This is a genomic window from Microbacterium sp. 22242 (genome assembly GCF_052045495.1).
Classification (GTDB): Bacteria; Actinomycetota; Actinomycetes; order Actinomycetales; family Microbacteriaceae; genus Microbacterium.
In genome coordinates this window covers 1-26,295 of the sequence record NZ_JBQEOZ010000003.1, presented here as the reverse complement: position 1 = coordinate 26,295, position 26,295 = coordinate 1, and the positions used below count along the sequence as shown (strand labels likewise).

Here is a 26,295-nt window from a genome sequence, read left to right as displayed (position 1 = left end):
CGCTGAGCCGAGCCGGACCGCGCGGAGCGGGCGCCCGCGTAGGCTGGAGCGGTGCACGGTGAGTACAAGGTTCCTGGCGGCAAGCTCGTCGTCGTCGACTTCGAGGTGACGGACGGCGCGATCGCCGACTTCCGGCTCGCCGGCGACTTCTTCCTCGAGCCCGACGACGCGCTCGACAGCATCAACGGCGCGGTCACCGGGCTGCCGGCCGAGACCGATGCGAGCGCGATCGCGTCGGCCGTCCGCGCCGCGCTCCCCGAAGGCGCCCAGCTGCTCGGGCTCACCCCCGACGCGGTCGGGGTCGCGGTCCGCCGCGCGCTCGTCACCGCCCCCGGCTGGCGCGACTTCGACTGGGAGATCCTGCACGAGAAGGCCGTCTCGCCGCGCATGAACCTCGCCCTCGACGAGGTGCTCACGACGCGCGTCGGCGCCGGGCTGCGCCGCCCGACCCTGCGGATCTGGGAGTGGGACGAGTCCGCGGTGGTGATCGGATCCTTCCAGTCGTACCGCAACGAGGTCGACCCGCAGGGCGCCCTGCGGCACGGCTTCGACGTGGTGCGTCGGATCTCAGGCGGCGGGGCGATGATGATGGCCGCAGGGCAGATCATCACCTACTCGCTGTACGTGCCGGCGTCGCTCGTGCAGGGGATGACCTTCGCGGACTCGTACGCGTTCCTCGACGACTGGGTGCTGCAGGCGCTGCGCTCGCTCGGCATCGACGCCACCTACCAGCCCCTCAACGACATCACCGGCCCGAGCGGCAAGATCGGCGGGGCCGCGCAGAAGCGTCTCGCCAACGGCGGCGTCCTGCACCACGCCACGCTGTCGTACGACATCGACGGGCAGACGATGACCGAGGTGCTGCGGATCGGCCGCGAGAAGCTCAGCGACAAGGGCACCGCCTCGGCAGCGAAGCGGGTGGACCCGCTGCGCAGCCAGACCGGTCTCAGCCGCGCCGAGATCATCGAGCGGTTCAAGGACACCTTCCGCGGGATCACCGGTGCCGAGGACGGCTCGATCTCCGCCGACGAATACGAGGCCGCGGAGGAGCTGGTGCGCACGAAGTTCTCCACCGAGGCCTGGCTGCACCGCGTCCCGTGAACGACTCATCGGAGCCGGTCGTCGAGGCGGACGCGGCGCCCGCGGGGATCGGTGCCGTCGAGATCGTGCACGGCGAGGCGCTCGACGTCGCCCGGACCCTTCCCGGCGGGTCCTTCACGCTGGTGTACCTGGATCCGCCGTTCAACACCGGGCGCACGCAGGAGCGGCACGCGGTCTCGACCCGCCGTGCCGACCGTGCGGCCGACGCAATTCAGGATGGATCGGTCGAGGTCAACCACGGCTTCCACGGGCACCGCTACGAGCGGGTGCGCGAGCTGCTGCACGCCTACGACGATCGCTTCGACGACTACGGCGACTTCCTGATGCCGCGGCTGGAGGAGGCCTGGCGGCTGCTCGCCGACGATGGCACGCTCTACCTGCACCTCGACTACCGCGAGGCGCACTACGCCAAGGTTATGCTCGACGCGGTGTTCGGCCGGGACTGCTTCCTGAACGAGCTGATCTGGGCGTACGACTACGGGGCGAAACCGCGCACGCGCTGGCCCACCAAGCACGACACGATCCTGGTCTACGTGAAGACGCCGGGCGGGCACGTGTTCAACGTCGACGACGTCGAGCGCGAGCCGTACATGGCGCCGAGCCTGGTCAGCGCCGAGAAGCGCGAGCGCGGCAAGCTCCCCACCGACGTGTGGTGGCACACGATCGTGCCGACCTCGGGCCGTGAGAAGACGGGATATCCGACGCAGAAGCCGGAGGGGATCCTGCGTCGCATGATCCAGGCGTCCAGCCGGCCGGGGGACCGGGTGCTCGACCTGTTCGCCGGATCCGGCACGACCGGCGCCGTCGCCGCCGCCCTCGGACGCGACGCCCTGCTCGTGGACGTGAACCCGGAGGCGATCCGGATCATGCGACAGCGGATCCCGCACGCCACGGTGCACGAGGCCTGAGCGGTCGCGGTCGCGGGCGAACGCCGCCGGGCCGAGCGGAAGCGCGTCCCGGATCCGCGCGGCGTTCCGAGTCCGGTCGCGGTCGGTGCGGGCTCAGAAGTACGCGGCGAGCATGAGCAGACCGCCGATCCCGCCCAGCACCATGCCGGCGATCGCGAGGCCGCGCACCGCGCCCGCACGGGGGCCGGCGAAGCGGCTCTGCCGCAGCGCGCCCGAGCCCAGAGCGATCGGCAGGATCACGATCCACACCCAGATGAACCGGTAGTTGAAGGCGCCGAGCAGCTCTGCGAGCGAGAACAGCGTCAGCAGTGCGCCGATCACGACGCTCGCGACCGCGCTGCCGAAGCCGGTCTTCGCGCCCGCCGAGGGGACGCCGTAGGGCGCACCGCCGTAGGGCGCACCGCCGTACGGCGCCTGCGGGGACTGCGGCGGGACGTACTGCCCGTACTGCGGCGGCACGGATTGCGCGTACTGCGGCGGGGCGGGGTGCGCGTACTGCGGCGGAGCCGGCTGGCCGGGATGACCCGGCTGCGGCGGGGCGTAGGGGGAGGCGCCGCCCGCGGGCGGGGCGCCGAAGATCGGCGCCTGCGGCAGGGGCGCAGCGAGCTGCGGACCGGCGGCCGGCTGTCCGTAGGCGGGCGGGGGCGGAGGGGGCGCGTAGCCCGGCGTGACAGGGTCACTCGTCGGAGCCGCCGCGCCCTGTGGCTCCGGGACGGGCGGAAAGGAGTTCGGCTGCGACATGTGTCCCCCTGCTGTTCGTGCCGAGCATAGCGGCTTCCCCGGCTCCGGGCGCAGGGTCCGCGGGTCGCTGGATGCGGGGCCGCGCTCCCGTCAGCGCGGGCGACGGCTCGGCGCGAACGCCTCGACCAGAGCCGCGCGGACCGCGGCGACGCCCTCGGACGCGCGGGTGCCGGCTCGCACCGCGGTGAAGACCTGTCGCACCGGGGATCCGGGAAGCTCGGCGAGCACCACCGGCGCCGGCGTGTCCCCCCAGATCAGATCGGGCAGCATGCCGACCGCGTGCCCGGCCTCGATCAGCCGCACGTGGGCGGTGAGGTCGGCCGCCTCGAAGCGCACGTCGGGCTCGAATCCCGCGGCGCGGCACTGCTGCACCGCCCACTGCCGCGCCGCGGATCCGACGGGTTCGAGGACCCACGCGCGGTCCTGGAGCGCGCCGAGAGGCACGGGGGACCGCCCCGGGGGCAGCGCCAGGCGGATCGGATCCTCGCCGACCAGCTCGTGCTCGGTCCCCTCCCGGCGCTCCCTGGTGTGTCCCGGATACTGCTCGGCGATCACGAGGTCGAAGCGGCGGGCGGTCAGCTCGAACAGCCCCTCCTCGGGCGGCGACTCGGTCATCTCGACCCGCAGCTGCGGATGCGTCGTCGCGAGGGCGGTGAGCGCGGCCGGCACGATCGTCTCGGCGGCGGTCGGCATCGCGCTGATCCGGATGGTCTCGGCGGGGGCCTGCGCGAGCGACTGCCTGGCCTGTTCGTCGAGCTCGAGAGCGCGGGCGGCGTGCTCCGCGAGCAGCCGGCCCTCGGCGGTCAGCCGGATCCGCCGGCCGTCCGGCTCGAGCAGCGGGACGCCCGCTTCGCGCTCGAGCAGGGCGAGCTGCTGCGACACCGTGGACGGGCTGTACGACAGCGATCGCGCGACCTCGGCGACCGTGCCGCGCAGGGCGAACTCGTGCAGCAGGCGGAGTCGGCGGAGCTCGAACACGGCCTCTCCTATCGTTCGGTTCCTACGAATGATATCTGTCGCGAACGATCGCTTTTCCTGCAGGGAATTCGGATCCATGCTGAGAACATCCCCCGCGCGTGCGCGAAGAACTCCCGAAACCCGAGGAACCATGACCGCCACCGAATCCGCGAGCACCGCTGCCCGCGACTCCGCCGCCCCCGCCACCGCCCTCTCCGCTCTCGCCGAGGACGCCGTCGCCCTCGTCCAGAAGTGGCTCGCGGAGAGCCGCGAGGTCCCTGTCGACGCCGCGGGTCAGCGCCTCGCCGGCGTGCTGCGCGACCCCCACGGCCTCGACTTCACCGTCGGCTTCGTCGACGGCGTGGTGCGCCCGGAGGACCTCGACGTGGCGGCGGCCAAGCTCAAGGACCTCGTCCCGCTCACGCCCGGGTTCCTGCCCGCGCCCATGCGGGCCGCGATCGGCCTCGGCGGCGCGACGGCGAAGATCGCGCCCCGCCTGGTCGTCCCGGCAGCGCGTGCGGTGCTGCGGCAGATGGTGCGGCACCTGATCGTCGACGCCCGTGACGAGAAGCTCGGCAAGGCCATCGCGCACATCCGCGAGACGCAGGACGTCAAGCTCAACATCAACCTGCTCGGCGAGGCGATCCTCGGCCGCGAGGAGGCCGCCCGCCGCCTCGAGGGCACTCGCCGCCTGCTCGAGCGCGACGACGTCGACTACGTCTCGATCAAGGTGTCGTCCACGGTCGCCCCGCACAGCCCGTGGGCGTTCGACGCGGCCGTCGCCGACGCCGCCGAGGCCCTGCTGCCGCTGTACCGGATCGCGCTGAAGGGCCCTTCGACAGGCTCAGGGACCGGTGCCTCGACAGGCTCAGCGACCACGAAGTTCATCAACCTCGACATGGAGGAGTACAAGGACCTCGACCTCACGATCGCCGTCTTCACCTCGATCCTGGACCGTCCCGAGTTCCACAGCCTCGAGGCAGGCATCGTGCTGCAGGCCTACCTGCCCGACGCGCTCGGCGCCATGATCCGGCTGCAGGAGTGGGCCGCGGCACGCGTCGCGAACGGCGGGGCCCCGATCAAGGTGCGTGTCGTCAAGGGCGCGAACCTGCCCATGGAGACCGTCGACGCCGAGTCGCACGGCTGGCCGCTCGCGACCTGGTCGACGAAGCAGGAGTCGGACGCCTCGTACAAGGCCGTGCTCGAGTACGCCCTGCGCCCCGAGCACATCGGCAACGTCAGGATCGGCGTCGCCGGCCACAACCTCTTCGACATCGCGCTGGCCTGGCTGCTCGCCTCCGACCGGCAGGTCACCGAGGGCGTCGAGTTCGAGATGCTGCTGGGCATGGCCGCGGCACAGGCGCAGGTCGTCAAGCGCACGGTCGGCTCGCTGCTGCTCTACACGCCGGTCGTGCACCCCGACGAATTCGACGTCGCGATCGCCTATCTGATCCGCCGCCTCGAGGAGGGCGCGTCGCAGGAGAACTTCATGTCGGCGGTCTTCGACCTCGACGCGGATCCGAAGCTCTTCGAGCGCGAGAAGGAGCGCTTCCTCGCCTCGGTCCAGGCCGTGCCGACCGAGGTCCCGGGGCCGAACCGGGTGCAGAACCGGCAGCTGCCCGCCCCGCCGGCCCCGGCCGACGGGTTCGAGAACACCCCCGACACGGACCCGTCGCTCGCGGCGAACCGTGCCTGGGGCGACGCGATCCGTGCCCGCATGAGGGCGTCGACGCTCGGCGACGACACCGTCGCGGCGAACACGCTGAACGCCGCCGAGCAGGTCGACGCGGCGATCGCGGCCGCCGTCGCCGCGGGCGAGGCCTGGCGCACCCTCGGCGCCGAGGGGCGTGCGGCGATCCTGCACAGGGCAGGGGACGTGCTCGAGGCGCGTCGCGCCGACCTGCTCGAGGTCATGGGATCCGAGGCCGGCAAGGTCATCGAGCAGGGCGACCCCGAGGTGTCCGAGGCCATCGACTTCGCGCACTACTACGCCGAGAGCGCTCGCGCGCTGGCGCACGTCGACGGAGCGACCATGCAGCCGGTCGGGCTGACCGTGGTCACCCCGCCGTGGAACTTCCCGGTCGCGATCCCGGCCGGATCCACCCTGTCGGCGCTGGCCACCGGATCCCCGGTGATCATCAAGCCCGCCCGTCAGGCCCGCCGCTCCGGCGCGGTCATGGTCGAGGCGCTGTGGGAGGCCGGCGTGCCGCGCGAGGTGCTGCAGTACGTGCAGTTCGAGGGGCCGTCGCGGAACGAGCTGGGCGCGAAGCTGGTGAGCGATGCGGCCGTGGGACGGGTGATCCTCACCGGCGGCTACGAGACGGCCGAACTGTTCCGCGGCTTCCGCGCCGACCTGCCGCTGCTCGCCGAGACGAGCGGCAAGAACGCCATCATCGTCACCCCGTCGGCCGACCTCGACCTCGCCGCGAAGGACGTCGCGTACGCCGCGTTCGGCCACGCGGGCCAGAAGTGCTCGGCGGCCTCGCTCGTCGTGCTCGTCGGATCCGCGGCCCGCTCGGAGCGGTTCCGCCGCCAGCTCGTCGATGCGGTCCGCGCCTACGACGTGGGCTCGCCCGAGGACGGATCCAACCGGATCGGCCCGCTGATCGGTCCGGCCGAGGGCAAGCTCCTCGGTGCGCTCACCACGCTGCACGCAGGCGAGAGCTGGCTGCTGAAGCCGGAGAAGCTCGACGACGCCGGACAGCTCTGGCGGCCCGGCATCCGCGACGGCGTGAAGCGCGGCAGCGAGTTCCACCGCGTGGAGTACTTCGGTCCTGTGCTCGGCATCATGACCGCGGACTCGCTCGCCGAGGCGATCGACATCGTCAACGACATCGACTACGGCCTCACCTCGGGCCTGCACTCGCTGGACGACGACGAGATCCAGCAGTGGCTCGCGTCGATCCAGGCGGGCAACGTCTACGTCAACCGCGGCACCACCGGCGCGATCGTGCAGCGCCAGCCGTTCGGGGGCTGGAAGAAGGCCGCGGTCGGCGCCGGCTCCAAGGCGGGCGGACCGAACTACCTCGTCGGCCTCTCCGCGTGGACGGACGCGCCCGTGCGGACGACACGCGAGCTCGACGCGCTGGCGACCTCCGCGGTGGGAGCGCTCGCCGCCTCCGGCGACGCCGACGCCGACATCGCCTGGCTGCGTGCCGCCCTCGCCACCGACATCGACGCCTGGACGGGCGAGTTCGGCGTGGTGCGCGACGCGACCGGTCTCAGCACCGAGCAGAACGCACTGCGCTACCAGGCGGTGCCCGTCACGATCCGCTTCGAGGGGGCGCGCGTCGCCGAGCTCGTGCGCGTGGTCGCCGCCGGGCGCCGCGCTCGCGCCCGGGTGACGGTGAGCACCGCGACGCCGCTGCCGTCGACGCTGCTGACCTGGCTCGGCGCGCAGGACGTCACGGTCGCCACCGAGGACGCCCGGACCTGGGCCGCGCACGCGCAGCGCCTCGCCGCACGGGGCGGCCGCGTGCGCCTGATCGGCGCCTCGTCCGCCGCGACCGCTGCCGCCGTAGAGGGATCGCCGAGCCTCGCGATCTACGCGAACCCGGTCGTCTCGGCCGGACGCGTGGAGATCCTGACCTTCCTGCGCGAGCAGGCGGTCTCGGTCACCGCGCACCGCTTCGGCACCCCGCACCGCCACGAGATCCCGCTGCTGGAGCCGATCGCCTGAATCGGACCCGGATCCACTGGGGCCGTCGAGCGCCCTTCGTCTCGCCGCGCGCCGGGAGACGGCGCGCGTCAGACGGCGCCCTGCTCCGGGGTGCCGGCGGGGAGCGGGACCATCGTGGTGACCGTGGTGGGCGAGGCGAGGTGCGGCCCCACCGCCGCGTCGAGCGCGGCCACCGCCGGCCCCTCGGCGTGGGCGCGCAGCAGGTCGCGGGACTCCCATTTCTCGAGCATCGTGATCGTCCCGTCCTCCGCGTCGTGGATCGCATAGAGGTGGCACCCGTCCTCCTCGTGGACCGCGGGGATGCAGGCGCGAAGAGCGTCGACGAGCCGCTCCCCGTGGCCGGGGAGCGGGTGGAAGACGGCGGTGACGACGACGGTCATGGTGTTCCTCAGGATGAAGGGGCGGGCGCGGACGTGCTCGATCGCCGCACGAACTCCGCGGCGACGTCTGCGTGCCGCGGGCCCTCGCTGAGATGGCCCTTGGCCCGCCCGACGGCGAGTTCCACGGAGTGCAGCGCCAGCATGTCGATGGGCTGGCGGACGACGGTGAGCGGAGGCGAGACGAGCTCGGTCCAGGGGTTGTCGTCGAAGGCGACCACACTGAGCCGCCCTGGCATGTCGATTCCGCTCTGCTTGAGCCGGCGCAGCGCGGAGCGCACCTGCGCGGTGTTGCCGATGATGAGCCCCGTCGGCGGCGCCGGCAGGTGCAGCAGGGTTCCGACGGCGTCGCTCCCGGCGTCGCCGCGGAAGGGGATCGCGTGCACGAGCTCGTCGTCGACGGCGAGCCCCGCCTCCGCCATGGTGTCGCGGAATGCGGCGACGCGGTCGCGACCCGTCGACGTCGTGAGGGGTCCCGAGATGAAGGCGATGCGCTCGTGGCCGAGATCGATGAGATGCTGCGTGGCCGCCGCGGACGATGAGCGGTTGTCGATCGTCACGACGTCGATCCCGTCGAGTTCGTCGATCTCGCGATCGACGAAGACCACGCTCACGCCCAGCTCCGTCAGGCGCTTCCACTTGTCCACGTTGCCGCCGGTCGGCGTCGCGATCACGGCGGAGACGGATCTGCCGACGAGGGTGTCGATCGACGCCGCCTCGAGGTACGGATCCTCCTGCGTCGTGAGCAGGATGACGTGCACTCCGCGCGCCCGCGCCTCCCACACCACCCGGTCGGCGAGGCGGGCGAAGAACGGGTTCGTCAGGTCGGCCAGCACCAGGCCGATGGTGGAGGTGCCTCCGCCCTGCAGCTCCCGTGCGGCCTCACGCGGACGATAGGCCAGCCGCTCGATGACCTCGACGACCTTCGCCCGGGTGTGCGCGGCGACCGGGCCGGTGTCGTTGAGCACCCGGGAGACCACCGCGACGCTGACTCCCGCCTCACGGGCGACATCGCGGATCGTCGCTGTCTTGCGCACTCCGACCTCCTCCGATCCTGCCCAGCCTAGTGATCCGGAACTTCGTGTTTGACCTCGGTCACCCCTGGTGGTACAAAAGTGTAACCGTTACCATTCACGATAGCGAACGACGAGGGAGTCGGGCCGTCACGGCCATCGATCCGGCGTCGCCGCTTCAGGACAACAGGAAAGGCGATCGTGAATCTGCACAATCTCCTCCAGCAGCGCGAGGCCGAGGGGCGTCCCATTCGGGTGGGTCTGATCGGCGCCGGCCGATTCGGGACCATGTACCTCTCGCAGGCGCGCAACATCCCCGGGATCCACGTCGTGGCGATCGCCGACATCAACGTCGCCCGGGCGCAGGGCGCGTTCGAGCTCGTCGGCTGGCCGGCGGATCAGATCGCGGCCGACATCGACGAGGCGCTCGCCCGCCGCGCGACGACCATCGTCCCGGACGCCTCGGCCCTGTTCGAGGCCGACATCGACGTCATCGTCGAGGCGACCGGCAACCCGATCGTCGGGATCGACCACGCCCTGCGCGCGATCGAGACCGGCAAGCACATCATCATGGTGACGGTCGAGGCCGATGCCCTGGCCGGCCCCGCGCTCGCCAAGCGCGCGGAGCAGGCCGGCGTGGTGTACTCCATGGCGTACGGCGACCAGCCGGCGCTGATCATGGAACTCGTCGACTGGGCGCGCACCTCCGGGTTCGACGTCGCCTGCGCGGGCAAGGGCGCGAAGTACCTGACGCACTACCACGAGATGAACCCCGACAACGTCTGGGAGAACTGGGAGTTCTCGAAGGAGCTCACCGACTCCGGTCAGCTCAACCCGTACATGCACACGTCGTTCCGCGACGGCACCAAGGCGGCGATCGAGATGGCGGCGGTCGCGAACGCCGCGGGCCTGACCCCGTCCGACGACGGGCTGACCTTCACACCGGGCAACATCGAGGAGATCGCGACGATCTGCCGGCCTGCGGACGTCGGGGGAGTGCTCGCGCACGAAGGATCCGTGGACGTCATGTCGAGCGTCACGCGCGAGGGCGAGTGGATCCCGTTCAACACCCAGGAGGGCGTCTTCGTCGTCGTCAAGGCGACCAACGACTACGTGTCCGGATGCTTCACCGAGTACCCGTGGCATCCGGATCCCACCGGTCAGTACGCGGCGCTGTTCCGTCCGTACCACTACGTCGGCCTCGAGCTGAACATCTCCATCGCGAACGCCGTGCTGCGCGGGATCCCCACCGGTGCGCCGATCGGCTTCTACGGCGACGTGGTCGCGACCGCGAAGAAGGATCTCGCGGCCGGGGAGTTCCTCGACGGCGAGGGCGGTTACACGGTGTGGGGCAAGCTGGTCTCGGCGGCGACGTCGGTGGGCAGCGGATACCTCCCCGTCGCGCTCGCCCATCACGTCGAACTGCGCAACCCCGTCGCGAAGGGCGCGTCCGTGCGCTGGGACGACATCGTCATCGACGAGTCGCTCAGCACCGCACTGGAGCTCCGCCGCGAGACCGAAGCACTGTTCTCCCCCGTCCACTGACACCCGAAGTCCTGACAGATCCCGAAAGGCTCATACCCATGAAGCGACGACTGACCGGCATCGCCGCCGGCATCGCACTCGCGCTCACCGCGTCCGTCCTCGCCGGATGCTCATCCGGCGCGCACGGCTCGACCGTGACCGTCAAGCTCTCGATCCCCGACCCGATCACCTCCTCCGTCGGCATGGCGGCGCAGCACTTCGCCGACGCCGTCGGCAAGGAGTCGCACGGCGCGGTCAAGGTGACGGTCATCCCCAACGGCACGAGCTTCGGCGGCGACCAGACCGCGGCCGTCACCCGCGTGCAGAACGGGTCGCTGGACGGCGTCATCCTGTCGACCTCCGTGTACGCGGCGTCCGACAAGCGCATGAACGCGATCAGCCTTCCCTACCTGTTCTCGTCGACCGACCAGGAGGTCCAGTATCTGAAGGGCGAGCCCGGCAAGTCCCTGCTCGCGGATCTCGACGGGATGAAGACCAAGGGCCTGGCGCTGCTGTCGCGGACCCCGCGGGTGGTGACCAACAACGTCCGCCCGATCACGTCGGTCGCCGATTTCAAGGGCCTCAAGATCCGCGTGCCGGGCAACCCGCTGTGGACCACGTTCTTCGCCAAGGTCGGCGCGAGCCCGACGCCGATGGCGTTCTCCGAGGTGTACACGGCCCTGCAGACCGGCGCGATCGACGGGCAGGAGAACCCGGTCGAGGTGCCCGCGTCCAACAAGTTCGCCGAGGTCCAGAAGTACATCTCGATGACGAACCACATGAGCGACGCGTTCATCCTGGCGCTCAGCGACAAGAAGTGGAACGCGCTGGACAAGGCCGCGCAGAAGGCCGTGCAGGCGGCGGCCGACGACACGGCGACGTACAAGACGAAGAACGACGCGTCGCTCGCCGACAAGCAGCTCAGCCAGCTCGAGGCCGCGGGCATGAAGAAGAACGATCTGCCCGCCTCCGCGGTCACGCAGCTGAAGGGCATCGCGCGCTCGCTCTACCCGTCCTTCGCCGGCGACGTCGGCGGCCAGGAGTTCCTCACCAAGACGGTCGATTTCGTCGACGCGCACCAGTGACGACACCGGACGGGTCCGCGCGACGGCGACCGCGGACCCGTCCCTCACCGATCACCACCACGCCGGAAGGTCAAAGATGACGAACGAACCGCTCGCGGATACCGCGGATCTCGAGCACGCCACGCCGAGCACCACGATCCTGCATCCCTCGATCAACGCACCCGCGCGCGCCTGGAGCGGCGCGCGGCCGCTGGACCTCGTCCTCGAAGGCATCGTCGGCGCCGCCATCGTCGTCGAGCTGCTGGTGGTGCTCGCCAACATCGGCTTCCGCTGGATCACCGGGAACTCGATCATCTGGTCGCAGGAGGTGTCGGAGATGGCCATCTACGTGGTGGCCTTCATGGGCGGAGCCATCGCCTACGCCCGCGGCGCGCACATGTCGATCGAGTTCGCCGTCGCCAAGCTCCCCTCCGCATGGCGGCCGTTCCAGCAGGCGCTCGCGGAATGGCTGGTCTTCGGGATCGCCGCCGCCTCCCTCGTGTACTTCGTGCCGGTGCTCGTCGATCGGGCCGACGAGACGACGCCGGTGCTGCACCTGTCCGCCTCGATCATCTCGTTGCCGTTCGCGATCGGGATGGCCATGACGGCCTTCTTCGCGGTGGTCCGCCTCGTCCGCATGAAGGTCAGGGCGACGCTGGTCGGGCTGGGCGTCGCCGTCGCGATCATCGTGCTGGTCGCCGTGCTCCAGCCCGTGCTGGCGCTGGCCTCGCCGGAGGGGCAGATGGCGGTCGTGCTCGTCTTCCTCTTCGTGATCCTGTTCCTCGGGGTGCCGATCTCGTTCGTGCTCATTCTCGGTTCCGGGGTGTTCGTGTATTGGGGCGGCCTGTCCGACCTCGTCGCCATCCCGATGGGCATGCAGTCCGGAGCCAACTCGTTCCTGCTGCTCGCGATCCCGTTCTTCATCCTGGTCGGGGCGCTGATGAGCCTGGCCGGCCTCACCGCGCCGCTCGCCCGCGTCATCGACGCGGTCCTCGGACGCGTCCGCGGCGGCGCGCTCATGGCGGTGGTCGCCACCATGTACATCTTCTCCGGCATCTCCGGATCCAAGGTGGCGGACGTCGCCGCGGTCGGGACGACCATGCGCGACATGCTCGACGAGCGCAAGGTGCCGCGCCCCGAGACGGTGGCGGTGCTCTCGGCGTCCGCCATCATGGGCGAGACCGTGCCGCCGAGCCTGGTGCTCCTCGTCCTGGGATCGATCACGTCGCTCTCCACCACCACGCTCTTCATCGCCGGGCTCGTGCCCGCCGCGGTCCTCGGCCTGTGCGTGCTCGCCCTGATCTTCCTGCGGGCGCGCAAGCTGGGCATCGCGCCGGCCCCCGCGACCTCTGCGGCGGAGAAGGGCAGGTCGGTGCTCTTCGCCCTGCCGACGCTGCTCCTGCCGGTGGGTCTCGTGGTCGGCATCGTCGCCGGCCTCGCGACGCCGACCGAGGTGTCCGCGCTCGCCGTGGCGTACGGGCTCGTCCTCGCCCTCATCGTGCGGCGGGGCCGCCTGGCCGTCACCGGCAAGGCGCTGCGCGAGACGATCACGACGGCCGGCATGGTGCTGTTCATCATCGCGGCGGCCGCTCCGTTCGCGCAGACCCTCGCCTCCGCGGGAGTCTCCCAGTCGATCGCCGATTCGCTCGGCGGACTGTCCGGATCCACCGTGCTGTTCATGCTGCTCAGCATCGTCGTGCTGATCGTCATGGGGCAGCTGTTGGAGGGCATGCCCGCGGTGCTGATCTTCGCGCCGCTGCTCATGCCGATCGCAGAGCAGTTCGGGATCAACCCGGTGCAGTTCGCCATGGTGCTGATCATCTCGATGGGCATCGGATCCTTCGCGCCCCCGGCCGGGATCGGCTTCTACGTCGCCTCCGCGACGGGACGCGCCAGCGTCGAGGAGAGCGTGCGGCACTTCCTGCCCTATCTGGCGGTGCTGGTCGTGGGCGTCCTCCTGGTCGCGTTCGTCCCGTGGTTCAGCACCGTGCTGCCCGAGCTGATGGGACTGAGCGTTGGCTGACGACGTGGGGATCGTCGGGCTCGGCCCGATGGGACGTCCCATCGCGGAACGGCTCGTGGACGCGGGCATCCCCCTGACGGTCTGGAACCGGACGGCCGCGGTGGCGGCGCCGTTCGCCGCACGCGGCGCGGCCGTGGCGAGCGATCCGGCGGGGGCGGCGAGGCCCATCGTCCTGGCCGTGCTCCCCGACCTTCCGCAGCTCGAGCAGGTGCTGACCGGAGAGGAAGGGCTGCTGCGCGGCTGGGAGCGGAGCGGGACGGTGCGCCCGCTGCTCGTCGTGCACAGCACGGTCTCGGCCTCGGGCGTGCGCGAGCTGGCGGACAGGGCGCGGACGGAGTGGGGCGTCGACGTCGTCGATGCGCCGCTGAGCGGGGGCACCGCCGGCGCGCGGGACGGCCGCCTGAGCATCATGGTCGGCGCCGACGAGGCCCTGTTCGCGCGGCTCCAGCCGCTGTTCGCGCACTACGGCAGCACGATCGAGCGCATGGGCGGAATCGGATCAGGGTCGATCGCGAAGGCCTGCAATCAGATCGTCGTCGCGAGCACTGTCACCGCCGTCGCGCAGGCGCTCGCGGTCGCCCGCGCGAGCGGACTGGACGACGGCCGGCTGGTGCGGATCCTGGAGGGCGGGCTCGCGGACTCGGAGGTCCTCCGGCAGAAGGCCGGCAAGTGGCTGCACGACGACTACGCCGAGGGCGGCAGCGCGAAGAACCAGCTCAAGGACCTGGACTTCGCCCTCGACGCGGCGCACCAGGCGGGTGTGGACGACACGCTCGTGCGCGCGGTCCACGACCTGTTCTCGCGCATGGTCGCCGCGGGCGACGGCGAGCTCGACCACACCGGCATCATCCGCACCCTGACCGCGATCGCCTGACCGGATCCTGTCCGGAGCCGGATCTCAGGCGGCCGCGGGCTGAGCCTCCTCAGAGGTGTCGTGCGGCAGCACGATCACCCGGTTGTTGGCGATGAGGAAGTAGATGACGCCGGCGAGCGGGGCGCCGATGAACCAGCCGAAGTCCTTGATCGCGGAGAACCACGGCAGCAGCGCGATGCTGAGCGCGACGATCGCGGACGGGATGAGCGCGTACAGCGCGTACCGGCTGACGCCCTTGTTGTAGTAGTAGATCGACTTCGGGCTCGGCAGGTACATGTGCCGGATCGAGAACTTCTGCTTGCGGACCAGGAAGAAGTCCACGATGAGGATCCCGAAGAACGGGCCGAGCAGGGCGCCGAGGCTGCCCAGGAAGTACCCGACGACGATGGGGTTGTCGAAGTAGTTCCACGGCGTCACGACGATGGCCGCGATCGCCGTGATCAGACCGCCCGTGCGGAAGCTGATCCGCTTCGGGTTGACGTTGGAGATGTCGAACGCGGCCGACACGAAGTTCGCGACGATGTTGACGCCGATCGTCGCGAACACGAAAGCGCCGGTGAAGAGGTAGAACATCACCGAGTTGTCGATGTGCGAGATCAGGATGCCGGGATCCTTGATCTGGTTCATGTCCGCGTGCAGCACCTTGGCCGCGGCGGCCGTGGTGATCACGGAGGTGACCGCGAAGGCCGTCCAGTTGATCGGCAGCCCCCACAGGTTGCCCGTGACGACCGCCTTGCGGCTGGGCGAGTAGCGCGCGAAGTCCGCGAAGTTGAGCATCAGGGTCGCGAGCGTGCCGACCGTCTGCGCCATGGCGATGAGGATGTTGCGCGTCTGCTCGCCGCCCGAGATCGACTTTCCGCCCGGGCCGGAGAACCAGTTGAAGCCCCAGCCGGCCTTGCCGAGGAAGTAGAACATCAGCGCCAGCATGACGATCCAGATGATCGGGCCGGCCAGACCCTGGAAATGCCGGACTGCCTCCATGCCGTTGCGCACGATGATCAGCTGGATGAGGGACAGCAGGATGAAGCAGATCCAGCCGCCGACCGACAGGCCGAGGATGCTCGGGGACGTGGCGGTGCTCAGATCGCGGAAGGCGGGGATCGCGCGCGAGAGCAGCGCGTTCAACGCGATCGAGGCGAGATACGTCTGCACGCCGTACCAGGCGATCGCGACGATCCCGCGGACCAGGGCGGGGATGTTCGCACCCCAGATGCCCCACGTGATGCGGCTGATCACCGGATACGGGGTGCCCGTGGCATGGCCCATGAACCCGGAGAGGGTGCAGCCGATCAGGATGATGATCGAGCCGAGGAAGATGCCGAGGGTGACGTCGAACGCGCTCATCCCGAGACCGACGAAGAGGCCGGCGGCCCAGGTGTAGTTGCCGGCGTTGTGGGCGTCGTTCATCCACAGGGAGAAGAGCTGGTACGCGTTCCACTTGCGATGCGACGGCTGGGCGGGTGCCAGATCCTCGTTGTACAGGCGCCCGTCCGGGTCCTGCGCCTGCAATTCCGCGTCGCTGACATCGTGCACGAACTGATCCGACATGACTGCCTTCTTTCAGGTGGGCCGGTCTCGCTCCTTTGCGGCCGGCGAGTTCTGAGGGCCCCCTCCCCGTTGACTGCCCCATCCGGAAGCCGGGCCCGGATGGTATACCTCGGAGCATAGGCTTCCCGCGGAGGCTCGACAATGACCGGCGCGATCACGATTCGGCCGCTGTCGGACGGCCGCCGCGCGGACCCCGGCGAGCTGCCGGCGGAGTAGGAGGCCGTGCGCCCTCAGGCCAGCGGCAGGGCGTCGTCGAAGGCGTTCGTCGACAGTGCAGGCGTGTCCGGCCCCGCGCCGAAGACGCGGGAGACGCCCGGGTTCGTCCGCCACGCGGGCCAGCCGGGGTCGCCGTCGCACACGAATCGCACGGCCGCGGCGTGCATCTCGGTGGCGAGGTGCTGCGGCGGCGTGGGGCCGGTGAGCGCCGGCACATGCGGCTCCTGCAGCACGTCGAACCAGAACGGCACGTCGAGGCAGTGGCAGGACCAGCCCTTGGCGGGGGAGACCCAGGCGAACCGGTAGGTCCAGGTGGGGGCCTCGGCTCTGGCCTCGGCCGTGCGCACGACGAGGGCGCGGAAGACCGTGTCGGTCACGAACCGTCCGAGCAGGGCGGCGGTCCCGCGGCGGCGCTGCGGCCGGTTGGCCCGCAGATAGGCGCGGCGCAGCGCGCCATCCCGGGTGAGCAGGCGCAGCGCGAGGCCGGCGGGCACGAACCGCAGCAGCTTCGGCGCGCGGTCGAACGCCATCGTGAACTCGTCGTCGGTCGCGCCGAGCAGCAGCGGCTTGCCGGATCCGATGCCGGAGCGGATCGCGTCGATCGCCGGCTGCGGGACGACCTCGCCGTCCACGACCGGCCCCCAGGGCAGCCCGGTCACGAGCGGATCGATCAGGGCGCGCAGCCCGGTCGCGCCGCGCAGGGCGGCCGTGGGCTGCTTCTGCATCACCCGGCGCTCCGGCACGGAACGGAATCCCTCGACGGTCGGCGCGCAGCCGAGCAGCTCCGCGAGCCGGCCGGTGCGCTCGTGCGCGGTGTGTGGGCCCACGTCGGCGAGAGCGGGGGAGAACGCCATCGCGGCGCGGAACAGGTGCTGCGCGCGCTCGAGCCCGAGCAGCGTCAGCACCGCCCCGCCGCCCGCGGACTGCCCCGCGATCGTGACCCGATCCGGATCCCCGCCGAACGCGGCGACGTTGCGCCGCACCCATTCCAGCCCGGCGATCCAGTCCTGCACCCCCCGGTTCGGCGTCGCGTCGTCGATGAGCCCGAAGCCGTCGAAGCCGAGCCGGTACGACAGCGTGACGGTCACCACGCCGTCGCGGCTGAACGCGGCGCCGTCGTACCAGGGGCTCGCCGGGGAGCCGTCGACGTATCCGCCGCCGTGGATCCACACCATCACCGGCAGCGACCCCGCCAGGCCGGGAGTGAACACGTTGACGTTGAGCGTCGCGTCGCCGGGGATGCTCGGCTCCGGGATCAGCGTCTCGCCCTTGTCGCCGCGCTGCGCGGTCGGGCCGTACGCGGTGGCCTGGCGCACCTCGCTCCACGGCTCAGGATCCTGCGGGGCGGCGAAGCGCAGGTCCCCGGTCGGAGCAGCGGCGAACGGGACGCCGAGGAATGCGGCGGATGCCCCCGGCTCGCCGGGGCGGCCGCGCCAGTACCCCTGGACCGGGCCGGAGGAGGTCTCGACGACCGGGGACGGATCCGGGAGCGCGGTCATACAGGAAAGGCTAACGGTGCGGAGCCGAGGCGCCCGTGATCAGCTCAGGCGCTTCACCCGGCGCAGGTGCGGCAGCCGCATGCCGGCCCGCTCCTCGACCTTCGTGCCGCCGTCCTCGAGCCAGCCGTGCCGCTCGTAGAACGCGGCGGCGCGATCGTTGCCCCGCAGCACCCACAGGTACGCCGAGGCGCGGCCCTCCGTGCGCAGGGTGTCCTGCACGTGCGAGATGAGCGCGTGCCCGACCCCGCGGGACCAGGTGCCCGGATGCGCGTACAGGCCCCAGAGCTCTGCGCCGGGACCCGCTTCGTCGCGCGCGTCGCCGAACGTCGCCCAGCCGAGGATGCGGTCGTCCTGCGCGGCGACGACGGTACGGGAGCGCGGCCCCTCCTGTGCGGAGCCGTCCCCCGCCGCGGTGAGCGTCCGCAGCCAGGCCTCCTCGCGCGCCGCCACGGAGAGCTCGTCCAGCACGGCCTGCGGCAGGAGACCGCGATACGCCTCCTGCCACGAGCGCACGTGCACCACCGCGATCCCCTGCGCATCCTCGGGGGTCGCCGGACGGATCACCATTCGCCGAGCCTAACCCCGGCCGTCCGCCGGGTCACCGCCGGTCGCGGGGACGCAGCCCCGCCGCGGCGTCAGCCCGCGTTGCGGCGGGCCTCCCAGCCGGAGCGGACCATCTCGTCGACCGTGTGCCGCATCGTCCAGTCCAGGTCGCGCGCGGCGAGCTCACCGGTCGCCACGATCTGGTCGGGGTCGCCCGGGCGGCGCGGGCCGACCTCGGGGACGAAGTCGATCCCGGTGACGCGCGCCATGGCGTCCATGATCTGCCGGACGGAGAGGCCGTCGCCCGAGCCGAGGTTATAGGCGGGCTCGAGCGGCTCGCCGGCGATCATGCGCTGCGCGGCGGCGACGTGGGCGAGCGCGATGTCGCCGACGTGCACGTAGTCGCGCACGTTGGTGCCGTCCTCGGTGTCGTAGTCGTCCCCGTTGATGCGCGGCGTCTCGCCGGCCAGCAGCTTCTCGAAGACGATCGGGAACAGGTTGTGCGGGCTGACGTCATAGACGGTCGGATCCGCGGAGCCGACGACGTTGAAGTAGCGCAGGGAGGTGTGCACGAGGGGGTGCTCGGATCCGGCGGTCGCGACCGCCTCGTCGCGCAGCAGCCACTCGCCGATGAGCTTCGACTCGCCGTAGGGGCTGGCCGGGCGCTTCTCGGTGCCCTCCACCACGAGCGGCACGTCCGGCGTGCCGAACACGGCGGCGCTCGAGGAGAACACGATGTTCGCGACGTCGGCGGCGGCCATGGCCTCGAGGATGACCCTGGTGCCCTCGACGTTCTGCGCGTAGGTGTGCAGCGGTCGCTGCACCGACACTCCGGCGTACTTGAAGCCGGCCACGTGGATCACGCCCTGCACGTCGTGCGCGCGCAGCGTCTGCTCCACCAGGTCGCGATCCAGGATGCTGCCCTCGACGAGCGCGACACCCTCGGGCACGAACGACGGACGGCCGCTGGACAGGTCGTCGAGCACGACCGGGGTGAGCCCGGCTCCTCCGAGGGCGCGCACCACGTGCGATCCGATGTAGCCGGCGCCGCCGGTGACAAGCCAGGACATGGGTCTCCTTCCGTCGCGCGATCGCGCGAGTTCATTCTGACAGGGACCGGCTGAGGATCGCCGGGCCCGCCCGGGAGCGTGCGGTGCCCCGGGCCGCTCAGGTGTCCCGCGCCGCTCAGGCGTCGCGGCGGGGGCCGGCGGAGGGCGTGACCGTGAACAGGTGCGGCGGCGCGAAGCCGGCCGCCGCGAACGCATCGCGCACGGCCTCCGAGACGGCCGGGACCCGGTCGTGGTCGACGAGGGCGATCGCCGCGCCGCCGAAACCGCCGCCGGTCATGCGTGCGCCGATCGCGCCGTGCGCGAGCGCCGTGTCCACCGCCGTGTCGAGCTCGGGGACGGAGATCTCGAAGTCGTCTCGCATCGACGCGTGCGAGGCCACGAGCAGTTCGCCGATCGCGCGCGGACCCTGCTCGGTGAGCGCCGCGACGGTGTCGAGCACGCGCTGATCCTCGGTCACCACGTGCCGCACGCGGCGGAAGTCCACGTCGTCCAGCAGCTCGGCCGCGCGCGGCAGATCCTGCACGGCCACGTCGCGCAGTGCGGGAACGCCCAGGGCCGCCGCCCCCCGCTGGCACGATTCCCGGCGCTCCCGGTAGCCGCCGGTCGAGTGCGCGTGCTTCACGCCGGTGTCGATCACGAGCACCTCGAGCCCGGCCTCCGCGAACCTGGTCGGGATCGAGCGGGTCTCCAGCGTCCGGCAGTCGAGGAAGGTGACCGCGTCCGCGACGCCGAGCATCGACGCCATCTGATCCATGATCCCGGTGGGGGCGCCGACGGCCTCGTTCTCGGCGCGGCGGCCGGCGGTCGCGAGCGTGACCGCATCCAGCCCCAGACCCCACAGCTCGTTCAGCGCGGATCCGGCCGCACCCTCGATCGCGGCGGACGACGACAGGCCGGCGCCCACCGGGACGTCCGAGGAGATCGCGATGTCGACGCCGGGGAAGGAGGCGCCGGGGGCCAGGGCGCGCAGCGCCCAGGCGACGCCGAGCGGGTAGGCGGCCCACTCCGGCATGTCACGATCGGCGCCCTGATGCTCGACGGGGAACAGGCTCTCCAGCGCGTCGAGGTCGCACTCGACGGCGAGCGGCGCGAAGGTCGAGGCGACGCGGATCCGTCCGTCCGTGCGCAGGCGCGCCGCAGCGAACGTGCGGTGCTGGATCGCGAACGGCAGCACGAAGCCGTCGTTGTAGTCGGTGTGCTCGCCGATCAGATTCGCGCGGCCGGGGGCCGACCAGACGCCCTCCGGTGCCGATCCGGTGAGCTCGCGGAAGAGGTCGACGGCGGCGTCGGCTCCCTGCGGCCTGGTCTCGGCGGCGTCGCGCAGGGTGGTCATCGGGTCTCCTCGGGGGTGGTGGCGGCGTGGGTGTCGGCGGTCGGAGCGGGCACCGACGCGATCGCGTCGCGCAGACGGGCGGCGGCGTCCTCGGGCAGGATCTCCGCGGTCCATGCCCCCATGGCCGTCTCGGAACCGGCCAGGAACTTCAGCTTGTCGGCGGCGCGGCGGGGGCTGGTCAGCTCGAGCCGCATCCGGATCGCCTCCCGGCCGAGTCTGACCGGCGCCTGGTGCCAGGCCGCGATGTAGGGCGTGGGCGTGCCGTAGAGGGCGTCCACCCCGCGCAAGAGGCGCAGATAGACGGGGGCGAGCTCGTCGCGCTCCTCGCTCGACAGCGCGGTGAAGTCGGGCACGTGCCGGTGCGGCAGCAGCTGCACCTCGAGCGGCCAGCGTGCGGCGAACGGCACGAACGCCGTCCAGTGCTCGCCCTGCAGCACCACCCGGCTCGACGCCTGCTCGATCTCCAGGATCCGGGCGAACAGGCTGCGGTCGGTCCGGTCGATGCTCTCCCGCAGCCGCTGCGTGCGCGGGGTCACGTACGGGTAGGCGTAGATCTGCCCGTGCGGGTGCGGCAGGGTCACGCCGATCGCCTCGCCGCGGTTCTCGAACGGGAACACCTGCTCGATGCCGGGCAGGGCGGAGAGCGCCGCCGTGCGGTCCGCCCACGCCTCGATCACCGTGCGAGCGCGGGTGACCGACTGGGTGCCGAAGGATCCGGCATGCTCGGGGCTGAAGCACACCACCTCGCAGCGGCCGACGCTGGTGCGGGTCCGCTCGAGGCCGAGGGCCTCGAGGTCGTCCTGACCGCGCGGCGGGTTGAGCGCCGCCGGCGCGGTGCCGGCGGCCTCGGCGAGGGCCGGCCCGAAGGACGGCGAACGGTTCTCGAACACCGCGACGTCGTAGCGCGAGGGCACCTCGGACGGGTTGGCCGCGGTCTGCGGGGCGAGCGGATCCGCGTCCGCGCTCGGCAGCATGACGCGGTTCTGCCGCTTGGTGGCGAACGTGATCCAGTCGCCGGTGAGCACGTCCTGGCGCATCATCGCGGTCTCGGGGCGGGGATCCAGGACACGGGCGTCGATCGAGCGTTCGGCGGGCAGCGCGGTGCCGGGGTCGTCGTAGTAGACGAGCTCGCGGCCGTCGGCCAGGCGGGTCGCGCGGCGCACGACGCCCGCGCCGAGCTCGGTGACCTCAGCCGCAGCCCAGGGCTCCCCGTCGGCGGTTCGGGCTGCGCCGGCGGACGGGGCCGCATCGGCGTCGGCGCCGGCGGACCGGGAGGCCGCACCGAATTCAGGATCGATTTCCATGTTCACGTAAACACGGTACGTCAGCGAGCGTGGTAGCGTCAACACTCCTGAGTTGCGCACGAGCCGGATCGGGCGCCGGGCGGTCGAGAGGGCGGGCCATGCCGAAGCGCGACGACGAGCTGCGCGAGCTCCAGGCTCTGGCCGCCGGCGAAGGCGGCCTCGGCCGCTCCCGTCGCGGTCCGCAGCCCAGCGGCCGTGTGTCCATGGCCGTGGTGGCCGCGCGTGCCGGCGTCTCCGGGCAGACCGTGTCGCGGGTCGTGAACGACAGTCCTCGCGTCGATCCGGAGACCCGCGCGCGCGTGGAGGCCGCGATGGCCGAGCTCGGCTACCGCCCGCACCGCGCCGCGCGGGCCCTGCGGACAGGGCGCTCGCGCACGATCGGCGTGGTCGCGCAGACCCTCGCCACCGTCGGCAACTCGGCCCTGTTGCAGGCGATCGCCGAGGCGGCGGAGTCGCGGGGCTACGCGCTGGCGGTGGTCACCCTGGGTGTGCAGGGGAGGATCGGCGAGGCCTTCGACCGGCTGCACGAGCAGGGCGTCGACGGCGCGATCGTGCTCAACGAGGCCTCAGCGCTCGCGCGCGATGCGGATCCCGCCGGGCTCGCGCTGGTCGTCGTGGACGCTCCCGCCGACGCTCGCTTCGCGGTGATCGGCACGGACCACGCGGCCGGGGCCAGGGCGGCGACCGCGCACCTGCTCGACCGGGGCGCGCAGACCGTACACCACCTCGCCGGACCGGCCGGATCCTTCGCCGCGGCGGAGCGCGAACGCGGCTGGCGCGAGGAGCTCGCGGCGCGCGGCGCGACCCCGCCCGAGCCGCGGCGCGGCGACTGGAGCGCCGCGTCCGGGCACCGTCTCGGCGAGGAGCTCGCGGCCGATCCGTCCGTCGAGGCGGTCTTCGTCGCCAACGACCAGATGGCGCTCGGCCTGCTGCGCGCCCTCGCCGACGCCGGTCGTCGCATCCCGGAGGACGTGGCCGTGCTCGGCTTCGACGACATCGCCGACGCGGCGGAGTTCCGCCCGCCGCTGACGACCGTCCGCCAGGACTTCGCCGCCCTCGGCGATCAGGCCGTGCGTCTGGTCGTGGACCGCGCCGAGGGGCTCGGCGCGGAGGCGTCGGATCCGCCCCTGCTCGTACCGGCGCTGGTGGTGCGGGCGAGCTCCTGACCGCTCGGGTGGTACCGCAGCGGCGGTTCGGAGGCGGCCACGGCCGTGCGGAGCTGCTCCAGGCTCGCCTCGCCGAACCAGCCGTGCGCGCGCGCCTGCACCAGCACGTTGCCGAGCGCCGTGGCCTCGACCGGGCCGGCGAGAACAGGCAGACCGGAGCGGTCGGCGGTGGCCTGGCAGAGCAGGCGGTTCAGGGACCCTCCGCCCACCAGGTGGATCTCCTCGATCGTGCGGCCGGTGAGCGCGGCAGCGGTGGCGACGGCGTCCGCGAACGCCGCGGCGACGCTCTCCACGATCGACCGGACGAACGCCGGCCGGCTCGCGGGGACGGCCGATCCGCCTGCCCGCAGCACCTCCGCGATCCGCTCCGGCATCCTTCCGGGAGCGGAGAGCGAGGGGTCGTTCGCGTCGAACAGCGGCACGGATCCGGCGACGTCCTCGGCGGCGGCCAGCAGCGCGCCGAGGTCGATCGCGGCCCCGTCCGCCTGCTCCCACGCGCGCACGGTCTCGCTCAGGAGCCAGAGCCCGGTGACGTTGTGCAGGAACCGGATCCGCCCGTCGACGCCGCGCTCGTTCGTGAACCCGGCGTCGCGTGCGGCGGCGGTGCGCACGGGCTCCGCGAGCTCGAGCCCGACCAGGCCCCAGGTGCCGCAGGAGATGTACGCGGATCCGGGGCCGGACAGGGGAGCCGCGGCGACCGCCGAGGCGGTGTCGTGCGATCCGACCGCGACGACCGGCACGGCCGCGCCGATCCGGTCCAGGGCGGACCCGCTCACCACGCCGATGCGCTCGCCCGGATCCACGAGCGGAGGCAGCAGGCGCTCGGGAATGCCGAGGATCCCGGCGAGGTCGCGGTCCCAGCCGGCACCGTCGACCGCGAGCAGGCCGGTGGTGGACGCGTTCGTGCGCTCGGCGACGCGTGCGCCGGTGAGCAGGTGCGCCACCAGATCGGGGATCAGCAGCATCGTGTCGGCGTCGGCGAGGCGGGCGTCGGCGGCCCACTGGTACAGCGTCGTGAACGGCAAGAACTGCAGCCCGTTGCGCGCGTACAGGTCGGCGAACGGGATGGCCTCGTGCACGACGTCCGCCCCGCGGGCGCGGGCCTCGTCGCGGTAGTGGAACGGCTCGCCGAGCAGGGCGCCGTCGCGCAGCAGCCCGTAGTCGACCGCCCACGAGTCGATGCCGATGCTCGCGACCGCGGGCTCGCGGCGCAGCGCCTCGGCGAGGCCCTCGAGCACGTGCTCGTACAGGGCCGTGAAGTCCCAGTGCAGGCCGTCCGCGCCGGGCACGGGGCCGTTCGGGAAGCGGGCGACCTCCTCGAGCGCCACCTGGCCGTCGCGGATCCGTCCGATCATGACTCGGCCGCTGGTCGCACCCAGGTCGACGGCGGCGACGGCCCGCACGGATCCGTCCTCGGTCATCGCAGGAAGGCGGCGGCGACGCCGGAGTCGACGGGGATGTGGAGTCCGGTGGTGCGGGTGAGGTCGGGGCCGGTGAGGACGTAGACGGCGTCGGCGACGTTTTCGGGGATGACTTCGCGTTTCAGGATGGTGCGGTTGGCGTAGTACTGGCCGAGGTCTTCTTCTTTGACGCCGTAGGTCGCGGCGCGGTTGGCGCCCCAGCCGGAGGCGAAGATCCCGGAGCCGCGGACGACGCCGTCGGGGTTGATGCCGTTGACGCGGATGCCGTGTTCGCCGAGTTCGACGGCGAGGAGGCGGACTTGGTGGGCTTGGTCGGCTTTGGTGGCGGAGTAGGCGATGTTGTTGGGTCCGGCGAAGACGCTGTTCTTGGAGGAGATGTAGATGATGTCGCCGCCGAGTTTCTGCTCGATGAGGATCCGCGCTGCGGTCTGGGAGACGAGGAAGGATCCTTTCGCCATCACGTCGTGCTGCAGGTCCCAGTCCTTCTCGGTGGTTTCGAGGAGGGGTTTGGACAGGGACAGGCCGGCGTTGTTGACGATCAGGTCGACTCCGCCGAACGCGAGCACGGCTTCATCGAGCGCGGCCTGGACGGCGTCGGCGTCGGCGACGTTCGCGGCGACCCCGATCGCGACATCCGTGCCCCCGAGCTCGGCGGCGGCGGCTTGGGCTTTGGTGAGGTCGAGGTCGGCGATGATCACGCAGGCGCCTTCTCGGGCGAGGCGGGTGGCGATGGCTTTGCCGATGCCACTCGCGGCGCCGGTGACGAACGCGATCCGCCCCTGGTGGGAGCGCGGTTTCGGCATGCGCTGCAGTTTCGCTTCCTCGAGCGCCCAGTACTCGATGCGGAACTTCTCCGCGTCCGAGATGGGGGTGTAGGTGGAGAGGGCTTCCGCGCCGGCCATGACGTTGATCGCGTTGACGTAGAACTCGCCCGCGACGCGGGCGGTCTGCTTGTTGGCACCGTAGGAGAACATGCCGACGCCGGGGATGAGGACGATGAGGGGGTCCGCGCCGCGGATCGCCGGGCTCCCGGTCCCTGAGCCTGTCGAAGGGACGGCGTGCGCGTCGTAGTACGCCTGGTACTCGGTCCGGTACTCCTGGTGCAGCTCGGTGAGGCGCGCGATCTGCTCCTCCACCGTGGCCGTCGCGGGCAGGTCCAGGATCAGCGGCTTCACCTTGGTGCGCAGGAAATGATCCGGGCAGCTCGTGCCCAGCCCGGCCAGGCGGGGGGCGTTCTCCGACGCCAGGAAGCCCAGCACCACGTCCGTGTCCGTGTAATGCCCCACCATGGGGTGATCGGTCGACGCGAGGCCCCGGATGGTGGGCGCCAACGCCGCCGCCCGGGCCCGCCGCTCGCCGTCAGGCAGCGCTTCGAACCCAGCCCGGGCCCCGCCGAACGGCTGAGCCTTCCCGTGCTCGGCGATAAACGCCGCCGCGGTCTCGATGATCCACCGGGAGTGCGCCTCCGCCTCCTCCGACGTGTCCCCCCAGGCGGTGATCCCGTGCCCGCCCAGGATGCACCCGACCGCGTCCGGGCTCGCCGCCTTGATCGCCGCGATGTCCAGACCCAGCTGGAACCCCGGACGCCGCCACGGCACCCACGCCACCCGCCCCCCGAAGATCCGCGCCGTCAGCGCCTCCCCGTCCGCAGCGGTCGCGATCGCGATCCCACTGTCCGGATGCAGGTGGTCGACGTGCGCGGCATCCACGAGCCCGTGCATAGCCGTGTCGATCGACGGTGCCGCACCCCCCTTGCCATGCAGGCAGTAATCGAACGCGGCGACCATCTCGTCCTCACGCTCCACCCCCGGGTAGACGTCGACGAGGGCCCGCAGCCGGTCCAGCCGCAACACCGCCAAACCCTGCTCCGTCAGCGTCCCCAGATCACCCCCGGAACCCTTCACCCACAACAACTCCACGGGCTCACCGGTCAC

The 26,295-nt window shown here is 71.8% G+C and carries 20 protein-coding genes; 8 read left to right on the top strand and 12 right to left on the bottom strand.

The features are described from left to right. The first annotated feature begins 51 nt into the window (after positions 1-51). On the top strand, positions 52-1,101 hold the full coding sequence (locus ACTJJZ_RS03495) for a lipoate--protein ligase family protein (RefSeq protein WP_440719787.1): 1,050 nt from the start codon (positions 52-54) through the stop codon (positions 1,099-1,101). Beyond that, positions 1,098-2,009: a DNA-methyltransferase gene (locus ACTJJZ_RS03490; RefSeq protein WP_440719786.1), complete on the top strand. Its 912-nt coding sequence runs from the start codon at positions 1,098-1,100 to the stop codon at positions 2,007-2,009. Before ACTJJZ_RS03495 ends, ACTJJZ_RS03490 begins: the two co-directional genes overlap by 4 nt. A 93-nt stretch (positions 2,010-2,102) precedes the next feature. Here ACTJJZ_RS03490 and ACTJJZ_RS03485 read toward each other — a convergent pair whose 3' ends face one another. Beyond that, positions 2,103-2,750 (bottom strand): hypothetical protein, encoded by a 648-nt coding sequence (locus tag ACTJJZ_RS03485; RefSeq protein WP_440719785.1) that lies wholly within the window; start codon positions 2,748-2,750, stop codon positions 2,103-2,105. A 90-nt stretch (positions 2,751-2,840) separates the two neighbouring features. Further along, a complete protein-coding gene (locus ACTJJZ_RS03480) occupies positions 2,841-3,728 on the bottom strand; it encodes a LysR family transcriptional regulator (RefSeq protein ID WP_440719784.1) in 888 nt (295 codons plus the stop codon). A 130-nt stretch (positions 3,729-3,858) separates the two neighbouring features. Between ACTJJZ_RS03480 and ACTJJZ_RS03475 the strand changes: the two genes are divergently transcribed. Then, positions 3,859-7,386, top strand: a complete 3,528-nt coding sequence (locus tag ACTJJZ_RS03475) for a bifunctional proline dehydrogenase/L-glutamate gamma-semialdehyde dehydrogenase (protein WP_440719783.1) — start codon at positions 3,859-3,861, stop codon at positions 7,384-7,386. Between the two features lie 68 nt (positions 7,387-7,454). On the opposite strand, the gene ACTJJZ_RS03470 is transcribed toward ACTJJZ_RS03475, so the two are convergent. Both ACTJJZ_RS03470 and ACTJJZ_RS03465 read right to left on the bottom strand, forming a co-directional pair. Continuing rightward, positions 7,455-7,766 (bottom strand): putative quinol monooxygenase, encoded by a 312-nt coding sequence (locus ACTJJZ_RS03470; protein WP_440719782.1) that lies wholly within the window; start codon positions 7,764-7,766, stop codon positions 7,455-7,457. Between the two features lie 8 nt (positions 7,767-7,774). Beyond that, complete coding sequence (locus ACTJJZ_RS03465; protein WP_440719781.1) at positions 7,775-8,800, bottom strand: LacI family DNA-binding transcriptional regulator; 1,026 nt, start codon at positions 8,798-8,800, stop codon at positions 7,775-7,777. A 177-nt stretch (positions 8,801-8,977) separates the two neighbouring features. Between ACTJJZ_RS03465 and ACTJJZ_RS03460 the strand changes: the two genes are divergently transcribed. The 4 genes from ACTJJZ_RS03460 to ACTJJZ_RS03445 all read left to right on the top strand — a co-directional run bounded on the left by ACTJJZ_RS03460 (position 8,978) and on the right by ACTJJZ_RS03445 (position 14,261). Further along, the gene (locus tag ACTJJZ_RS03460) at positions 8,978-10,321 is read left to right on the top strand and encodes an NAD(P)H-dependent oxidoreductase (RefSeq protein WP_440719780.1); all 1,344 of its coding nucleotides are present in this window, start codon (positions 8,978-8,980) and stop codon (positions 10,319-10,321) included. Between the two features lie 38 nt (positions 10,322-10,359). Beyond that, a complete protein-coding gene (locus ACTJJZ_RS03455) occupies positions 10,360-11,385 on the top strand; it encodes a DctP family TRAP transporter solute-binding subunit (RefSeq protein WP_440719779.1) in 1,026 nt (341 codons plus the stop codon). Positions 11,386-11,461: 76 nt separating this feature from the next. Next, a complete protein-coding gene (locus ACTJJZ_RS03450; protein WP_440719778.1) occupies positions 11,462-13,387 on the top strand; it encodes a TRAP transporter large permease in 1,926 nt (641 codons plus the stop codon). Next, on the top strand, positions 13,380-14,261 hold the full coding sequence (locus ACTJJZ_RS03445) for an NAD(P)-dependent oxidoreductase (protein WP_440719777.1): 882 nt from the start codon (positions 13,380-13,382) through the stop codon (positions 14,259-14,261). The genes ACTJJZ_RS03450 and ACTJJZ_RS03445 overlap by 8 nt, the downstream gene beginning before the upstream one ends. Before the next feature lie 24 nt (positions 14,262-14,285). On the opposite strand, the gene ACTJJZ_RS03440 is transcribed toward ACTJJZ_RS03445, so the two are convergent. From ACTJJZ_RS03440 to galT, 6 genes are all read right to left on the bottom strand, one after another. Then, a complete protein-coding gene (locus tag ACTJJZ_RS03440; protein ID WP_440719776.1) occupies positions 14,286-15,809 on the bottom strand; it encodes an NCS1 family nucleobase:cation symporter-1 in 1,524 nt (507 codons plus the stop codon). A gap of 230 nt (positions 15,810-16,039) precedes the next feature. Further along, entirely contained in the window at positions 16,040-17,524 is a 1,485-nt protein-coding gene (locus tag ACTJJZ_RS03435) for a carboxylesterase/lipase family protein (protein ID WP_440719775.1), read from the bottom strand. 39 nt (positions 17,525-17,563) lie between these two features. Beyond that, positions 17,564-18,091, bottom strand: a complete 528-nt coding sequence (locus ACTJJZ_RS03430; protein ID WP_440719774.1) for an N-acetyltransferase family protein — start codon at positions 18,089-18,091, stop codon at positions 17,564-17,566. Positions 18,092-18,159: 68 nt separating this feature from the next. Further along, positions 18,160-19,137 (bottom strand): UDP-glucose 4-epimerase GalE, encoded by a 978-nt coding sequence (gene galE / locus ACTJJZ_RS03425; RefSeq protein ID WP_440719773.1) that lies wholly within the window; start codon positions 19,135-19,137, stop codon positions 18,160-18,162. Positions 19,138-19,252: 115 nt separating this feature from the next. Further along, a complete protein-coding gene (galK, locus tag ACTJJZ_RS03420; RefSeq protein ID WP_440719772.1) occupies positions 19,253-20,470 on the bottom strand; it encodes a galactokinase in 1,218 nt (405 codons plus the stop codon). Then, entirely contained in the window at positions 20,467-21,780 is a 1,314-nt protein-coding gene (gene galT / locus ACTJJZ_RS03415) for a galactose-1-phosphate uridylyltransferase (protein WP_440719771.1), read from the bottom strand. The genes galK and galT overlap by 4 nt, the downstream gene beginning before the upstream one ends. Before the next feature lie 197 nt (positions 21,781-21,977). On the opposite strand from galT, the gene ACTJJZ_RS03410 reads away from it, so the two are divergent. Next, positions 21,978-22,940: a LacI family DNA-binding transcriptional regulator gene (locus ACTJJZ_RS03410; RefSeq protein ID WP_440720058.1), complete on the top strand. Its 963-nt coding sequence runs from the start codon at positions 21,978-21,980 to the stop codon at positions 22,938-22,940. Here ACTJJZ_RS03410 and ACTJJZ_RS03405 read toward each other — a convergent pair. Next, positions 22,838-24,361, bottom strand: coding sequence for a rhamnulokinase (locus ACTJJZ_RS03405; RefSeq protein ID WP_440719770.1), 1,524 nt, complete (start codon positions 24,359-24,361; stop codon positions 22,838-22,840). The genes ACTJJZ_RS03410 and ACTJJZ_RS03405 overlap by 103 nt on opposite strands. After that, positions 24,358-26,295, bottom strand: a 1,938-nt coding sequence (locus ACTJJZ_RS03400) for a bifunctional aldolase/short-chain dehydrogenase (RefSeq protein WP_440719769.1), incomplete at its 5' end; no start/stop codon positions are given. The genes ACTJJZ_RS03400 and ACTJJZ_RS03405, both read right to left, overlap by 4 nt.

Excerpts from the sequence above, each read along its gene's own strand:
- ACTJJZ_RS03485 (WP_440719785.1), bottom strand. The coding sequence starts at position 2,750 with ATGTCGCAGCCGAACTCCTTTCCGCCCGTCCCGGAGCCACAGGGCGCG.
- ACTJJZ_RS03475 (WP_440719783.1), top strand. The coding sequence starts at position 3,859 with ATGACCGCCACCGAATCCGCGAGCACCGCTGCCCGCGACTCCGCCGCC.
- ACTJJZ_RS03470 (WP_440719782.1), bottom strand. The coding sequence starts at position 7,766 with ATGACCGTCGTCGTCACCGCCGTCTTCCACCCGCTCCCCGGCCACGGG.
- ACTJJZ_RS03455 (WP_440719779.1), top strand. The coding sequence starts at position 10,360 with ATGAAGCGACGACTGACCGGCATCGCCGCCGGCATCGCACTCGCGCTC.
- ACTJJZ_RS03450 (WP_440719778.1), top strand. The coding sequence starts at position 11,462 with ATGACGAACGAACCGCTCGCGGATACCGCGGATCTCGAGCACGCCACG.
- ACTJJZ_RS03440 (WP_440719776.1), bottom strand. The coding sequence starts at position 15,809 with ATGTCGGATCAGTTCGTGCACGATGTCAGCGACGCGGAATTGCAGGCG.
- ACTJJZ_RS03435 (WP_440719775.1), bottom strand. The coding sequence starts at position 17,524 with ATGACCGCGCTCCCGGATCCGTCCCCGGTCGTCGAGACCTCCTCCGGC.
- ACTJJZ_RS03430 (WP_440719774.1), bottom strand. The coding sequence starts at position 18,091 with ATGGTGATCCGTCCGGCGACCCCCGAGGATGCGCAGGGGATCGCGGTG.
- galE (WP_440719773.1), bottom strand. The coding sequence starts at position 19,137 with ATGTCCTGGCTTGTCACCGGCGGCGCCGGCTACATCGGATCGCACGTG.
- galK (WP_440719772.1), bottom strand. The coding sequence starts at position 20,470 with ATGACCACCCTGCGCGACGCCGCCGAGACCAGGCCGCAGGGAGCCGAC.
- ACTJJZ_RS03410 (WP_440720058.1), top strand. The coding sequence starts at position 21,978 with ATGGCCGTGGTGGCCGCGCGTGCCGGCGTCTCCGGGCAGACCGTGTCG.
- ACTJJZ_RS03405 (WP_440719770.1), bottom strand. The coding sequence starts at position 24,361 with ATGACCGAGGACGGATCCGTGCGGGCCGTCGCCGCCGTCGACCTGGGT.